Source organism: Saccharothrix sabaoui, assembly GCF_051756985.1.
Lineage (GTDB): Bacteria > Actinomycetota > Actinomycetes > Mycobacteriales > Pseudonocardiaceae > Actinosynnema.
In genome coordinates this window covers 16,591-31,623 of record NZ_JBPKJK010000020.1, presented here as the reverse complement: position 1 = coordinate 31,623, position 15,033 = coordinate 16,591, and the positions used below count along the sequence as shown (strand labels likewise).

Below are 15,033 nucleotides of genomic sequence, written 5' to 3'. Positions count from 1 at the left end.
CATGCGAACCCTCAGTACCGCGCTCGTGCTTTCCTGCGCCTTGGGCGTGATCGTGACAGCACCGGCGTACGCAAGCCCTGACCTGGGCAGACAAGTTCTGCAAGCAGGTGACGGCTGGGCGTCGAGCGGCCCCGGGACGACCGGTGGTTCCCAGGCGACGACGGTGCACACCGTGCGCACCGAAGCGGAATTGCGCGCCGCTCTCGCCGCTCCCGCGCCGCGCCTCATCAAAGTGCGCGGCGTGATCGACCTGAGGGCCGATTGCAGCGAATACGCGGCGAACGGCTACACCCTCGCGGGCTACCTGGCCGAATACGACCCGGCCGTCTGGGGGCGTGAGCGCGAACCCAGCGGCCCGCTGGAGGAGGCCCGTGCCGCGTCCGCGCAGCGGCAGCAGGCGGCGATCGGCATCCCGGTGGGGAGCGACACCACGATCGTCGGCGACGGACGCGGCGCGGGCCTCACCGGCGCCAACCTGCGCGTGCACGGCGTGCAGAACGTGATCATCCGCAACCTCACCTTCCGCGACACCCGCGACTGCTTCCCGCAGTGGGACCCGACCGACGGCGCGGAGGGCAACTGGAACTCCGCCTACGACGCGGTGTCCCTCCAGCGGGCCACCAACGTGTGGGTCGACCACAACACGTTCACCGACCAGCCGTACCCGGACAGCTCCCTGCCGTCCTACTTCGGCCGCCCGTTCCAGCAGCACGACGGCTCGCTCGACATGACCAACGGCACCGACCTGGTCACCGCGTCGTACAACCTGTTCGAGGACCACGGCAAGACGATGCTCATCGGTTCGTCGAACACCTCGACCACCGACCCGGGCAAGCTGCGCGTCACCGTGCACCACAACGTGTTCCGCAACGTCGAGGAACGCCTCCCGCGGGTGCGCTTCGGCCAGGTGCACGTCTACAACAACCTCTACGAGCCCGGCCCGTCGTTCGCCTACGGCTGGGGCGTGGGCGTGCGGTCGGCCCTCCACGTGGAGAACAACTACGTCAAACTCGGCAACGGCGGCTCGGTCGAGACGCTCATCCGCAACTGGGGCGGCACCGCCATCACCGAGGTGGGCACGCTGGTCGACGGACGCCCGGTGGACGTGCTCGACGCGTTCAACGCGGCCAACCCGACCGCGCAGCTCGGCGGCGACGCCGGCTGGACGCCGACGCTGAACCGCGGCCTCGAACCGGCCTCCCGGGTCAAGAACCTCAAGGCGGGCGCCCTCCAGCGCGAGCGGTACCACGTGGCCAAGGGCACCGACTTCGACACCGTGCAGGCCGCGATCGACGCCGCGCCGCCCGGCACCACCATCACCCTCGGCAAGGGCGTGTACCGCGAGGTGGTCCGGGTCCCGGCGACCAAGCCCGACCTGCTGCTCAAGGGCTCCACCGGCACCGCCCGCGACGTCGTCATCGACTACGACAACGCCAGCGGCACGAGGAAGGCCGACGGCACCACGTACGGCACGACCGGTTCGGCCACCGCGACCATCGAGGCCGACGGGTTCACCGCCCGCGACCTCACGTTCAGCAACTCGTTCGACCGGGCCGCGCACCCCGGGATCACCGCCACCCAGGCCGTCGCGGTCAAGGCCACCGGCGACCGGCAGTACTACGACCGCGTCCGGTTCCTCGGCCACCAGGACACCCTGTACGCCGACACCCGCAACGCGAGCACGCGGGCCCGCCAGTACTACCGGGGCGGCGAGGTCGTCGGCGACGTCGACTTCCTGTTCGGCCGCGCGACCGCCGTGTTCGACCAGATGACGATCACCGCGCTGGACCGGGGCGGCGACCCCAACGGGTACGTCACCGCGGCCAGCACCCGGCGCGACAACCCGCACGGGTTCCTCGTCGTCAACTCCCGCATCACCAGCGACGCCCCGGCGGGCACCTACTACCTGGGCCGGCCGTGGCACCCCGGCGGCGACCCGGACGCCATCGCCTCGGTCGTCATCCGCGACACCGAGCTGCCCGCCGCGGTGAAGGCCGCGCCGTGGACCGACATGTCCGGCTTCCCCTGGCGCGACGCCCGGTTCGCCGAGTACCGCAACCGGGGCGCCGGCGCGGCCACCGGCCCCGACCGCCCGCAGCTCACGGCCGAGCAGGCCGCGCAGCACACCGTCCGCGCGTACCTCGGCGACTGGGACCCCGCATGAGGACTCGCACGTGGGCGCCCTACGCGCTGATCGCACCGACGCTGGTGCTGATGGGGATCTTCCTGGTCTACCCGATCGGGAGCGTCGTCTACTACAGCCTCCAGCGGTACAACGTCACGCAGCCGTGGAAGAACGGCTTCGCGGGGCTGGACAACTTCAGGCAGATGCTGTTCGACGACCCGCTGTTCTGGCAGAGCCTCGCGTTCAGCGCCAAGTGGGTGGTCGTCGAGGTCGGGCTCCAGCTCCTGCTGGGCCTGGTCCTCGCCCTGATCGTGAACGAGACGTTCATCGGGCGCGGCATCGCCCGGGCGCTGGTGTTCTCGCCCTGGGCGGTGTCCGGCGTGCTGACCACCGGCATCTGGATCCTGCTGCTCAACCCGTCCACCGGCATCTTCCAGGTGCTCTCCGAGTGGGGCATCGGGTCGCCGGGCACCTCCGTGCTCGGCAACCCCGACACGGTGTTCGACGCCCTCGTGGTGACCGAGCTGTGGCGCGGCGTGCCGTTCTTCGCGATCCTGCTGCTCGCCGACCTCCAGAGCATCCCCAAGGACCTCTACGAGGCGGCGTCGGTGGACGGCGCGAGCCGGTGGCGGCGCTTCACCAGCGTCACCCTGCCGCACCTCAAGGACGCGATCATCCTGTCCACCCTGCTCCGGGCGGTGTGGGAGTTCAACAACGTGGACCTCATCTACACGCTGACCGGCGGCGGGCCCGCGAACCAGACCACGACCCTGCCGCTGTACGTGGCGCGGCAGGCCGTCGACTCGCACAACTTCGGGTACGGCTCGGCGCTCACCGTGGCCGGGTTCCTGATCCTGCTGTTCTTCTCGATCGTGTACCTGCGGGTGTCGAAGTTCGGGAGCCGGGCATGACCGAGACGTTGGGCAAGACCGACACCCTGGTGCGCGAGGTCGTCGACACCACGCACCCGAAGCCGCCGACCGGGCGCCGCCGCCGGCGCGCGGTGGCCGAGGAGCCGGGCAAGCCGTGGATGATCCACGTGCCGCTGGTGCTGTACCTGCTGTTCACGATCATCCCGTTCTACTGGATGCTGGTGTTCGCGGTGCGCCCGGCCGGCTCGACGCAGCTCGTGCCGTGGCCGATCTCGTTCGAGCACTTCGACACGGTGTGGAACGACATCGGGTTCGGCGTGTTCTTCTACAACAGCGTGGTCATGGGCCTCGGCGTGCTGGTGTTCGTGACGATCCTGTCGGTGATGGGCGGGTACGCGCTGGCCCGGTTCAAGTTCCGCGGCCAGCGGGTGTTCCTGCTGGCGATGCTGTGCAGCCAGTTCATCCCCGGCGCGATGATGCTGATCCCGCTGTTCGTGATCTTCAAGAGCGCGGGCCTGCTCAACAGCATCACCGGCCTGGTCATCGCCGAGGTGGCGTTCCAGCTGCCGCTGTCGCTGATCCTGATGAGCGGGTTCATCCGCAACATCTCCGTGGAGCTGGAAGAGGCCGCGATGGTGGACGGCTGCTCGCGCCTGCGCGCGTTCTTCGCCGTCGTCCTGCCGCAGCTCAAGCCCGCCCTGGTGGCGGTCGGGTCGTTCGCGTTCATCGGCGCGTGGAACAACTTCCTGTTCGCGCTCATGTTCGCGACGAGGCAGGACAAGTTCACCCTGCCGGTCGGCCTGAGCTACACGTTGGGTGAGTTCAACACCGATTTCGGAGCGCTCGCCGCCGGTGGCGTGGTCGCGGCCGTGCCGGTGGTCCTGGTTTTCGCCGTCGTGCAGCGGTTCCTGGTGCAGGGGCTCAGCGCCGGGGCTGTGAAGGGATAGGGAGCATCATGAGAAAACTGCTGGTCGCCGTGGCCGCCGCCGCGCTGGCGCTGTCCGCCTGCTCGTCCGGGGGAGGTGCGGGGAGCGACGGGAACGTCACCCTCACCTTCTGGGACAACAACGGCGGTCCCGCCCGCGAGCCGATCTACAAGGAGCTGATCAGCCGCTTCGAGTCCGCGAACCCGACCATCAAGGTCGAGTACGTCGGCATCCCCAGCGCGTCGGTGCAGCAGAAGTACGACACCGCCATCGCGGGCGGCGAGACGCCCGACGTGGGCGGCGTGACCACCTCGTACCTCGCTCACCTGGTCGGCCAGGAGGCGCTCGCGCCCCTCGACGACCGCATCAACAACGGTCCGCTGAAGGACAAGCTGCTGCCCTCCCTGGTGGAGACCGTCCGCCAGACCGCGCCCGACGGCAAGCTCTACGTCGTCCCGTCGTCGGCCAACATGGACATCATCTGGTACCGCACCGACTGGTTCGAGGACGCCGGCGTCGAGCCGCCGAAGACCTGGGACGAGTTCCTCGCCGCCGCCGAGAAGCTCACCGACGCCGCCGCCAACAAGTACGGCTACACCATCCGCGGTGGCGCGGGCTCGGTGTTCCAGCTGATCACCGAGGCGTACGCGTACTCCGGCGTGGACAACTTCTTCAAGGACGGCAAGAGCACGCTGGGCGACGAGGGCAACGCCGAGCTGGTCGACAAGATCGCCAAGCTCTACAAGAAGGCCACGCCCGAGGCCGACGTCAACAACAGCTTCACCCAGATGATCGCCCAGTTCACCGGCGGCTCGGTCGCCATGATGCACCACAACCTCGGCTCCTACAGCGACGTGACGAAGGCGCTCGGCGACAAGGTCGCCGCGATCCCGCTGCCGGTCGGCCCCAGCGGCAAGCGGACCGTCGTGCCCAACCCGACCGACGGCTTCGCGGTGTTCAAGAACAGCGAGAACCAGGACGCGGCGTGGAAGTTCGCCGAGTTCCTCACCTCCGCCGAGTCCAACAGCTACTGGAACGAGAAGGTCGGCCAGATCCCGGCCAACACCGACGTGCGCGGCGAGGCGTGGATCGACAAGGCCGCCCACGTGAAGATGGCGCTCGGCGTCCTGGAGGACCCGGCCACCATCCTCGTGCCCGCGCCGGTCTACCTGCCGCAGTACTCCTCGATCACCAAGACCGACAGCGAGCCCCAGTACCAGAAGGTGCTCCTCGGCGAGCTCAGCGCCCAGCAGTTCCTGGACGACGTGGCGACGAAGCTCACCGAGGCGCAGAAGGAGTGGGAGGACCGCAAATGATCGAGCGCGTCGAGGTGTCGGTGTTCACGACCACCGCGTTCACCGCGGTGGACCCGCACGGGCACCGGCACCCGAGCGCCGAGCACGAGGTCCGCGAGGCGCTGCTGGAGATCACCGACTCCGACGGCGCGGTCGGCCGCGTGCAGGTGCACCCCGACCAGTTGCGGCCCGCCGTGCTCGACTCGATCGTGAAGCCGGTGCTGCTGGGCGCCGACCCGTGGGACCGGGAGCGGCTGTGGACGGCGATGGCGCGCAAGCAGCGCGGCTCGCACGGCCGGTTCACCGACCGCGCCCTCGGCTACGTCGACACCGCCCTGTGGGACCTGGTCGGCAGGCTCGCCGACCTGCCGGTGTGGAAGCTGCTCGGCGGCGCCCGGTCCCGCGTCCCGGCCTACGCCAGCACCATGTGCGGCGACGAGATCCCCGGCGGGCTGTCCACGCCCGGCGACTACGCCGCGTTCGCCAAGGACCTCGTCGCGCGCGGCTACCGGGCGATCAAGCTGCACACCTGGATGCCGCCGGTGCCCGGCGCGCCCAACGTGCGGGCCGACATCGCCGCGTGCGAGGCCGTGCGCGAGGCCGTGGGGCCCGCCGTGGCCCTGATGCTCGACGCCAACCACTGGTACTCGCGCACCGACGCGCTGGAACTGGGGCGGGCGCTGGAGGACCTCGACTTCTACTGGTACGAGGAGCCGATGGAGGAGGCGTCCATCAGCTCCTACCGGTGGCTGGCCGAACAGCTGTCCGTGCCGGTCATCGGGCCCGAGGTGGCCTGGGGCAAGCACCACAGCCGCGCCGAGTGGATCACGTCCGGGGCGTGTGACATCCTGCGCGCCGGGCCCACCGACGTGGGCGGCATCTCGCCGACCGTGAAGGCCGCGCACCTCGCCGAGTCGTTCAACATGGACTGCGAGATCCACGGCGACGGCTCCGCGTCGCTGGCCGTGCTCGGCGGCACCGGCACCGGCCGCTGGTACGAGCGCGGCCTGCTGCACCCGCACCACGACTTCGACCGCGTGCCGCCGCACCGGCTCGCGATCGCCGACCCGCTCGACGACGAGGGCTTCGTCCACCTGTCCACCGCGCCCGGCCTGGGGGACGAGTTCGACGTCGAGCACATCCGTTCGCACACGCTGGAGAGGTGGTGAGTCCGGTGTAGGTCCTCGGCCCGCCGCCACGGAAAGAACCGCCGCCGGTTCCCTTTTCCATCCACAGTCGTATGGAGGAAACCGCATGTCACGCAAGACTTCCCGTGCGCTGCTCGCGGCCGCGGCACTCGCGTCCACCGCGCTCATGGTGGCGCCGTCGGCCAACGCGGCCTCGTTCAACCTGGAGGGCTGGGCCACCCAGTGCGGTGGCACCTCGGGTGGTAGCGGTGGCACCACGGTGGACGTGAACAACACGACCGCCTTCGTCAACGCCGCGAAGGCGTCGACCACGTCGATCATCCGCGTCTCCGGCACCATCACGCTGTCCAGCATGACGAAGGTGGCGTCCAACAAGACGATCATCGGCGTCGGCTCGGGCGCCACGATCGCGGGCCACGGCCTCAACGTGTCCGAGGCCAACAACGTCATCATCCGGAACCTGAACTTCAGGGACTGGAAGGACGACGCGATCAACGTGCAGTACTCGACGCGGGTGTGGATCGACCACAACAGCCTGCGCAACGGCTACGACGGCGCGATCGACGTCAAGCGCGCGTCCGACTGCGTGACCGTGTCGTGGAACAAGATCAGCGGCCACGACAAGAGCATGCTGCTGGGCCACAGCGACGACAACGGTGGCGAGGACCGGGGCAAGCTGCGCGTCAGCTACCACCACAACTGGTTCGACGGCACCGGCCAGCGCCACCCGCGCGTGCGCTTCGGCAACCCGGTGCACGTCTACAACAACTACTACGGCGGCGTGACGTCGTACGGCGTGGCCTCCACGGAGGAGGCGGGTGTCCTCGTCGAGGGCAACTACTTCGAGAACACCGAGGACCCGTTCCACCGCGGCGAGGGCAGCTCCGACCCGGCGAACCTCGTGGCGCGGAACAACCACTTCGTGAACTCGGGTTCGGGCGACCAGGGCGGCAGCGTCAAGTCGATCCCCTACTCCTACACCCTCGACAGCGCGAGCAGCGTGAAGTCGGTCGTGCAGAGCGGCGCGGGCACGGGCAAGATCTGACGTCCCCGCGCGTGACGGCGGCCCCCGGACTCCTCGTCCCGGGGGCCGCCCCCGTCGGTGCCGCGACCGGGGTACCCGCGCCGCCGCTCCCGGTCCGCGCCGAAGGGGCCCGCCTAACTCCCGATGACGACGACCTGCACGGGTATGCCGTAGGTCGTCAGCGTCAGGAAGGCCGACACCAGCGTGGACCGGGCGAAGGTGAACAGCGTGTCGGGGCTGAGCGGCTTGTCGGAGCGGTGGATGGCGAACACGAGGCTCCCGGGCCGATCGCCCATGCGTGAAGCGCGCTCGGGGTCCTGCTCCGCAACGACCTCCCGGAACTTCCGCCAGGTGGCCGGTTCGGTGAAGCTCTCGGCGGCCACCAGGCCCTGCGCGAACAGGTGGCTCAGCGGACTCGAACCGGTCGCCGAACTCGTCTGCTTGACGTGCACCAGAGCGTCATCCGGTCCGAGCAGGTCGCACGCCTCGAAGCCCCGGCGGTGAGCGCGCGTCGTCACCAGCTTCTTGTCCAGGCAGAGGAACCGCGGGTCAGCTGTCGGCACATAGGCGTTGTACGCGCCTTCATCGACCTTTCCCCTGTCGTTCAGGGGTGCCTCCGACCACCGGGGGAGTCGCCACGGCGGATCGGTGCCGAACGCCTGCCGCACGACGCGGTCCACGTGAGCGACGTACTCCTCACCCAAGGTGAACCACTCGCCGTCCAGCAGCACGTGGCGATCGGTGCCCCGCGTCACCTCCGCGGCGATCCACTGGGTGACGGGCAGCTCGTCGCTCGCGGCCTGGCCCTGCTCGTCGTACCCGACGATGCGCCCGGACCGCACCGCCTGCAACCGGCGCTCGACGGGCAGGTCGCGCAGCGCGCCGGCCAGGTGGTCGAGGGTGAGGTCATCGGTGTCGAGAGGAACACCGTTGAGCATGCCGGTATAGCGCACCACGTCCGGTCCCTCGAGGTACCTCGCGGGGTAGGAGATCCCCAGTTCGCCACCCTCCTCCGAGGAGGAGGCGAGCCTGGTGGCGACGGCGAGGTCGAGTTCCTCCTTCAGGTCACCGGGTGGCACCCGGCGCACCCACTGCAACGGTTCGAGACCTTCGGCGACATCGCACCCTCGCAGCACACGACTTATCTCGGCGAGATCGGACACCAGTCGGTCGCCGTCGACGCTCAACCGCAACTTCACCCCGTCTGCGCAGTCCAGGCGGAGGCGGGGAGAACGGCGTCGTTTCGTCGGGGTCATGTGGGTGAGCCGGATCTCCACGTCCTCGCGGGCGAACCCGGCGAGCCCGCGGACCAGTTCGGCGTGTTCCCTCAGTCCGAACGTCCACAGACCTTGCCCACCGGGCACGACGTTGCGGTCGACACGCGACTTGGAGCTCAGGGCCCACCGGGTCACCTGCCGCACCTCGTCCTGGTCGAGCAGGCGAACGGCGAGGTCGACGCCGAACTCGCGGTCGACCCTGCTGTCGCGGAGCAGGCGCCACCCGTGGTTGAAGGTGACGGCGAAGACGTCCGGGCCGATGTCGATGAAGAGGGCTGCGGACGCCACGCGGCGCGTGTAGGGCAGGTCGACGGAGGTGAGGCTCCGCACCATCGACGTCCACTCGACCGGTTCGTCGTCGGATATACCGGACACGAGCAGTCCGTTTCGGTCCCCGACCATGACTTCGCGTGCCTCGAAACGGCTTCCGGGCTCGAGGGCCTTGAGCGCGATGCACGAGCGGAGGTCGTCAACCTCCAGCAGGCGGTAGAGGCTTACCAGACGTGTGCCGACCACAGGGCTGCTTTCGCCCGGTGCGGCTTCCGCTATCGGTGTATCCGGCTCCATGATTGCTGATCATTGCGTGACGAACGCAGTGGGGGAATTCCACGTTAGAAGGAATGCTGTAACACAACCGTGTATTCAGTGTTTACTGTGGAGCGGCGTTGCGCGAGCTTTCGCTCCGTGCAACGCCGCTCCCTCAGGTCAGGCGCGACGCCACTTCTGGTTCGCGCCGCCCGTGCACTCCCACTGCTGGAGCGGGGTGCCGGAGCCGCCCCACGACGTGATGTCGACGCACTTGTTCGCCTGCGGGTTGACCAGGTCGCCCGCCGCGCTCAGGACGAACTGCTGCGCCGGGTTGCCGGAGCAGGTGGCGAGCTGGATGGCCGCGCCGTTGTCGCGCGAGCCCCAGGCCACGTCCATGCACTTGCCGAAGGCGCGGACGGTGCCGTCGCCGGGGAACGTCCAGTTCTGCGCGTTGGTGCCGTTGCAGTCCCACACCTGGAGCCGCCGGCCGTCGACGGCGTTCGAGTTCGGCACGTCGACGCACTTGTCCTGGTAGCCGACGATCCGGCTCGTGCCGCCGCCACCGGTCGTGGTGAGCCGGAGCCCGTAGGCGTTCAGGATCTCGTTGACCGGCTGGAACAGCGACGTGCCGCCGTTCGCGCAGGTGCCGGCCGCGCCCGAGGCGACGCCCTGGGCGTGGGTGCCCGCCAGGTACGAGCCGCCGGAGTCGCCGGGCTGCGCGCACGCGGTGGTGGAGGTCAGGCCGTGGACCAGTTGACCGGAGTAGTTGACCGTGACGTTCTTGGCCTGGACCGTGCCGCAGCGCCAGCCCGTCGTGCGGCCGGAGCGGCACACGGACGCGCCGACGCCCGCCTCCTGCGACCCGGTGACGCCGACGCTGCCGCCGGAGTGGTTGTTCACGTACGGGGTGGGCGCCCAGTTGCCGTTGGTGCGCACCCAGGCGTAGTCGTTGTCCGGGAACGAGGAGCCGGCGAAGGTGCCCTGGGCGGCGTTGTTGAAGCCGAGCGTCGGGCTGCCGGTGCCGCCGCAGTGCCCGGCCGTGACGAACCCGCCGTTGTCGACGGAGAAACCGACGGAGCACAGCGTGTTGCCGTTGATGACGTACTGGTCGCCGCCCCGGATGTCGTACACCGGGCGCGGGGCCTCGGTGACCTCCGCGCGGGCGGTGACGCCGGCCTTCGCGGCGAACGCGCGGGCCGCCCCGGTGGAGCGGGCGTTCACCACGACCGCGTTGGTCGCCGGGTCGACATACCAGGAGTGCACGTCGGCCGGCGCGGCCGAGCGGTCCAGCGCGGTCTTGGCGTCTACCAGGGACTTCTCGGTCCTCGCCACGGTGACGGGCGTGGCGCCGGCCGCGCGCACGGCGTCGGCGTCGGCGGGGGAGACCACGCCGACCTTGAGGCCGCCGTCGTACCAGGCCCCGCCGAACCGGTCGCCCAGGCGCGCCCTCAGCGCCTTCTCGACCGGCACGGAGGCCGTCTCGGCGGCCTGGTGCACGGCGGCGTCGGCGGGCGTCCAGCCGAGGTCCCGCTCCAGCGCGACGTGCAGGTCGTCGGACGGGGCGGGCGCCGCCTGCGCGGTGGCGGGCACGACTGCGAACGCGACGGCCAACGCCGCCGCGCCACATTGCGCGATCAATCTCACGACAGCTCCTTGAGCAGGGAGGAGAGGTGGTGAGAGCGCTCTCGCGAGAGAGCTTCGCATTTGGTCCAGACCGCGTCAACAGTGATCCGAGAGCGCTCTCCAAGACGATTGGCTCGCTGGCCCCGCCCCGGCCCGGGTGGGACCGCACGCGTGACGCGACCCCGCCCCCAGGGCTCGATCGCCACCGGGGACGGGGTCGCCGCACCACCGCCTACGGGTTGACGGTGATCGTGAACGTGCTCGTGCGGTTGCGGATGTTCTCCGCGTTGTCGCTGAACCTGAGGTTGTTGAAGGTCACCGAGCCGACAGCCGGACCCTGGTTCTGCTCCGGCATCTCGTTCGCCCACAGGCCCATGCCGGACTTCGCCTGGAACTCGTCACCGCTCAGCCGCGCCCCGGAGATCGAGACGTTGGTCAGCACGGTGTCCTGGATCGGGTTCTCCGGCGTCGTCCCGGTGTACTTGGTCTGGAACATGATGCCCGAGTACGTCGGGTCGATGATGTCGACGTCGTTGACCCGGATGCCCCGGAACGGCTTGGAGGCCGAGAACATCCAGATGCCCGGGAACGTCTGCGCGCCCCAGAAGTGACCGCCCGTGCGGACCAGGGTGATCCCGCTGAACGTCGTCGGCTCGGGGCCGAAGCCGTTCATGGGGTAGCCGAAGTCCAGCGAGCTGATCGTGACACCCGAGTAGGTCAGCGTGTCGGCGACGTAGATGTTGCGGAACGTGTTGAGGAAGCCGCCGTAGACGGCCAGGCCCGCCGCGCGCCACGTGGTGAGCGAGCTGAGGTTCTCGTACACGTTGTTCTTCTCGTCCGCGCCGCCCGCGTCGATCGCCGAGAACAGCGCGAAGCTGTCGTCACCGGTCGAGCGCGCCTCGATGTTCTGCACGAGGTTGTCCGTGCTGCCGTTGGTCATGTTCACGCCGTCGGCGAACGTGTTGCGGATGCGGGAGTTCTTGATGGTCATGAAGTCGGTGTTCGCTCCCCAGTAGAGGCACACCACGTGCTCGGCCCAGATGTTGTCGATGGTGATCCGGGAGACGTTCGCGAAGTCGAACACCTTGCCGGGGCCGTCGATGCGGGACGTGTAGTTGCCGAAGAACGCGAAGTCGCGGAACACCGAGCCGTTGACGGAGGACTCGGCGCGGAAGCCCGCGTCGGTGTTCTCCTGCGTCGTCGGCACGACGAACCTGGTGAACCACGGGCCCGCGCCGACCACCTGGACCGGCTTGCCGTACACCTGGAACTTCTGCGACGTGGTGTACGTGCCCGCCGGCAGGTACACGCCGAGGAGGGTGCCGCTGGTGTCCGTGCGGAACCGGTCGAGCGCGTTCTGCACGTCCTGGTGGCCGAAGCCGGTCGGCGTGATGAACCGCGCCGGGTCCGGGTTCCCCCTGGCCACCGCGTTCTCGAAGTTCACGAAGTCGATGGCGTAGTTCGTGCCGTTCGCCGCGTCCTTCTGGAGCTTGATCCTCGTGCCCGCCGGGAACGTCCCGTCGAGCACCGTGCTCGCCTCGTCGTAGATGTGCCGCGGACCGCCCGCGCCCGGCGAGTTGCCCGGGCTCGCCTCGTTGCCGTACAGCCAGGTGTGGCGCGAGTGCAGGTCGAGCGCCTTGTGGAAGGTGCCGTTGACGTAGACGTTGATCGTCGAGGCGATGCCGCCGCCACCGGGCGCGTCCGGGATGGAGAACCGGGTGACCAGGGTGTTGGTCGGCGCGGTGGTGGTGAACTCGACGGACTGGCCGGTCGCGGTGAGCGTGACCGCGCGGCGGCCGGACGCCTCGCCGGCGAGGTCGCCGATGATCCGGTTCGGGCCGATCCTGGTCGCGCCGCCCGCCGCGGTGCCGTCCTCGGCCTCGACGTGCTGCCACGGCACGTTCGCGCCCCGGCCGACGAACAGCGGCTGCTCGGTGCGGTTGTTGCCCTGCCGGGCCGCGATCTCGTTGGCGTCCACCGCGACCTGGGTGCGGACGGTGTAGTTGCCGTTCGCGGCGGTCCACGAGCCCAGGGCGACCTGCGCGGACTGGCCCGGCTGGAGCACGCCGGTGTAGCCGCCGGTCAGGGTCTGCGCGGTGCCGCCGGAGGCGTTGAGCACGGTCAGCGTGACGCCGTGCGCGCCGCCCGCCGTGGCGATGCCGCCGTCGTTGCGCAGGACCGCGGTGAACGCCGTGGCCTGGCCGTTGGCCGGGTTGGTGGGCGACCAGCCGACCGACGCGACCAGGTCCGAGCTGGGCACCGGCGTGACGACCAGGGCCGACGGGTGCAGGCGGGCGTTGTTCGCCTCGTCCTGCTCGACGACCTTCTTCGTCTCGTCGACCTTCGCCGTGTACTGGTAGGAGCCGGAGCCGCGCGGGCCGACGTTCGCCGAGACCGCGGCCGACGCGCCCGCCGCGAGCGCGCCCACCTGGGCGGTGCCGACCGCGTCGGCGCCGAGGAAGAACGTGACGTCGGTGGCCGCGGACGCCGCCGTGCCCGCGTTCCGCACGGTCGCGGACAGCGTGATCGCGCTCGTCTCCACCGGGCTCGCCGGGGTGAACGACGTGCCGCTCACGGTCAGGTCCGGGTTGGGCGCGGCCGTGCCGAACACCTGGAACTCGGCGACCTGGCCGCCGGGCGCGCCCGTGTTGGAGGTGATGCGCAGCTGCACGTCCGCGACGCGGGCGGTCAGCGGGATGGTGACCTGGTTGCCCGACGCCGGGTCGAACCGGTAGTCGCGCGCCGCCACCAGGCTCGTGAAGCCGGTCGCGCTCTGCTCGCGGCCCAGCACCTGCACGTTCTGCGTGCGGGCGCCCCACGCCGAGGACGGGTTCAGCTTGAGCGTGACCGAGCCGACGTCGGCGTTGGAGCCGAGCTGCGTGGTGAGCGTGCCCGGGTGGGCCGCGGCCTCCCAGTAGGTGTTCACGTCGTCGTCCACGGCGTTGGCCGCGACGAAGGTGAACGCGTGCGAGCTCGCCGTGGTGGGCCTGCCCTTGGCGAGGTTCGTGCCGGGCGGGCCGGGGTTGCCGGGGCGGGTGACGCTCGCGCTCTGCGGCGACTGGTTGCCCGCCGCGTCCCTGGCCACGACGTGGTAGGTGACGGCGACGCCGTCGGGCTGGGTGTCGGTGTGGGCGAGGACGGTGCCCGCGACGGCGGTGCGCAGCTGCCCGTTCGCGTACACGTCGTAGCCGGTGACGCCGACGTTGTCGGTGGCCGCGTTCCAGGTGAGCCTGACCTGGCCGGACTGCGGCGTCGTGTACGCGAGGCCCGTCGGCGCGGTGGGGGCCTGGGTGTCGCCGCCGGTCGGGCCGTGCAGCTCGAACTCGGCGACCTGCCCGGCGGGCCAGCCGGTGTTGCCGGTGATCAGCAGCCGCAGGTACCGCGTGGTGGTCGCGGTGAAGTCGATCGTCACGGTGTTGTCCGCGGCAGGCTGGAAGGTGTACTGCGCCGAGCGCACGAGGTCGCTGAACGCCGTGCCGTCGGCGCTGGTCTGCACGGCGAGCGTCTGCGTGCGCGCGCCCCAGCCGCCGAGCGGGGTCTTGAGCACCACCCGGTCGACCTTCACCGCCGCGCCGAGGTCCGCGCGCAGCCACTGCGGGAAGGCGTTGTTCGCGCTCTCCCAGTAGGTGGCCTGGTTCCCGTCGCCGGCGTTGGGCGCCTGATAGACGTCGGCCTGGCTGCTCGCGGTGAAGGTCGCGGCCAGCCGGGCCTGCGCGTCGACCCGGCGGACGTCGACCTCGGCCAGCTGCGCGCCCTCGTCCGCGCTGTTCGCGGTCACCTCGACCTGCACGAAGCGGACCAGCGTCGGGTCGACGTCGAACGAGACCTCGTTGCCCTCGTCAGGCGTGAAGGTGTGCGTCCCGGACGGCACCAGGGTGGACAGGGCCTTGCCGTCGAGGCTGGTCCGGATGCTGAAGGTCTGGTCCCGCTCGCCCCAGTGCCCGGGCAGGGACAGCGTCACGCGGTCGATCCGGGTGGGCGCGCCGAGGTCGAGGCCGACGGACCGCGGCAGGGAGTCGGTCTGCCAGTAGGTGTTCGCGTTGTCGTCGTCCACCAGCGCGGCGGCGGGCGCGCCCTGGGCGGCGGGGGAGACCAGGGTCAACGCGGTGAGGGACAGTGCGAGCAGGGAGGCGGCTAGGCGTGAACGAGCACGTGTCGTCGATGACATCGTCGTGCTGGCCCTTCTCGTCGGGCTGTGCAGGGGAAGTTCCGAGC

At 70.1% G+C, this 15,033-nt stretch carries 9 protein-coding genes; 6 read left to right on the top strand and 3 right to left on the bottom strand.

Going from position 1 to position 15,033, the window contains the following annotated elements; all coding sequences use genetic code 11:
• The first annotated feature begins 172 nt into the window (after nucleotides 1–172).
• The 6 genes from ACR807_RS08855 (at nucleotide 173) to ACR807_RS08830 (ending at nucleotide 7,411) form a co-directional block, all read left to right on the top strand.
• Nucleotides 173–2,164 carry a pectinesterase family protein gene (locus tag ACR807_RS08855; RefSeq protein ID WP_438920731.1) on the top strand — a complete coding sequence of 664 codons (1,992 nt, stop codon included), beginning with the start codon at nucleotides 173–175 and terminating at the stop codon, nucleotides 2,162–2,164.
• Nucleotides 2,161–3,036, top strand: a complete 876-nt coding sequence (locus ACR807_RS08850; RefSeq protein ID WP_438920730.1) for a carbohydrate ABC transporter permease — start codon at nucleotides 2,161–2,163, stop codon at nucleotides 3,034–3,036. Before ACR807_RS08855 ends, ACR807_RS08850 begins: the two co-directional genes overlap by 4 nt.
• Nucleotides 3,033–3,944: a carbohydrate ABC transporter permease gene (locus tag ACR807_RS08845; protein ID WP_438920729.1), complete on the top strand. Its 912-nt coding sequence runs from the start codon at nucleotides 3,033–3,035 to the stop codon at nucleotides 3,942–3,944. Before ACR807_RS08850 ends, ACR807_RS08845 begins: the two co-directional genes overlap by 4 nt.
• An 8-nt stretch (nucleotides 3,945–3,952) precedes the next feature.
• On the top strand, nucleotides 3,953–5,239 hold the full coding sequence (locus ACR807_RS08840) for an ABC transporter substrate-binding protein (RefSeq protein WP_438920728.1): 1,287 nt from the start codon (nucleotides 3,953–3,955) through the stop codon (nucleotides 5,237–5,239).
• Nucleotides 5,236–6,387: an enolase C-terminal domain-like protein gene (locus tag ACR807_RS08835; RefSeq protein ID WP_438920727.1), complete on the top strand. Its 1,152-nt coding sequence runs from the start codon at nucleotides 5,236–5,238 to the stop codon at nucleotides 6,385–6,387. Before ACR807_RS08840 ends, ACR807_RS08835 begins: the two co-directional genes overlap by 4 nt.
• Nucleotides 6,388–6,472: 85 nt before the next feature.
• Nucleotides 6,473–7,411: a pectate lyase family protein gene (locus tag ACR807_RS08830; protein ID WP_438920726.1), complete on the top strand. Its 939-nt coding sequence runs from the start codon at nucleotides 6,473–6,475 to the stop codon at nucleotides 7,409–7,411.
• A gap of 113 nt (nucleotides 7,412–7,524) precedes the next feature.
• Here the strand turns inward: ACR807_RS08830 and ACR807_RS08825 are convergent, their stop codons facing one another.
• The 3 genes from ACR807_RS08825 to ACR807_RS08815 all read right to left on the bottom strand — a co-directional run bounded on the left by ACR807_RS08825 (nucleotide 7,525) and on the right by ACR807_RS08815 (nucleotide 14,986).
• Complete coding sequence (locus tag ACR807_RS08825) at nucleotides 7,525–9,234, bottom strand: DUF6119 family protein (RefSeq protein ID WP_438920725.1); 1,710 nt, start codon at nucleotides 9,232–9,234, stop codon at nucleotides 7,525–7,527.
• A 138-nt stretch (nucleotides 9,235–9,372) separates the two neighbouring features.
• Nucleotides 9,373–10,839, bottom strand: coding sequence for a ricin-type beta-trefoil lectin domain protein (locus tag ACR807_RS08820; RefSeq protein WP_438920724.1), 1,467 nt, complete (start codon nucleotides 10,837–10,839; stop codon nucleotides 9,373–9,375).
• A gap of 211 nt (nucleotides 10,840–11,050) precedes the next feature.
• Complete coding sequence (locus ACR807_RS08815; protein WP_438920723.1) at nucleotides 11,051–14,986, bottom strand: discoidin domain-containing protein; 3,936 nt, start codon at nucleotides 14,984–14,986, stop codon at nucleotides 11,051–11,053.
• Nucleotides 14,987–15,033: the final 47 nt, after the last annotated feature.

Bases quoted from the DNA above. Each gene is read 5' to 3' on its own strand.
- ACR807_RS08835 (WP_438920727.1), top strand. From the start codon at position 5,236: ATGATCGAGCGCGTCGAGGTGTCGGTGTTCACGACCACCGCGTTCACC.
- ACR807_RS08815 (WP_438920723.1), bottom strand. From the start codon at position 14,986: ATGTCATCGACGACACGTGCTCGTTCACGCCTAGCCGCCTCCCTGCTC.
- ACR807_RS08840 (WP_438920728.1), top strand. From the start codon at position 3,953: ATGAGAAAACTGCTGGTCGCCGTGGCCGCCGCCGCGCTGGCGCTGTCC.
- ACR807_RS08825 (WP_438920725.1), bottom strand. From the start codon at position 9,234: ATGGAGCCGGATACACCGATAGCGGAAGCCGCACCGGGCGAAAGCAGC.
- ACR807_RS08845 (WP_438920729.1), top strand. From the start codon at position 3,033: ATGACCGAGACGTTGGGCAAGACCGACACCCTGGTGCGCGAGGTCGTC.
- ACR807_RS08850 (WP_438920730.1), top strand. From the start codon at position 2,161: ATGAGGACTCGCACGTGGGCGCCCTACGCGCTGATCGCACCGACGCTG.
- ACR807_RS08830 (WP_438920726.1), top strand. From the start codon at position 6,473: ATGTCACGCAAGACTTCCCGTGCGCTGCTCGCGGCCGCGGCACTCGCG.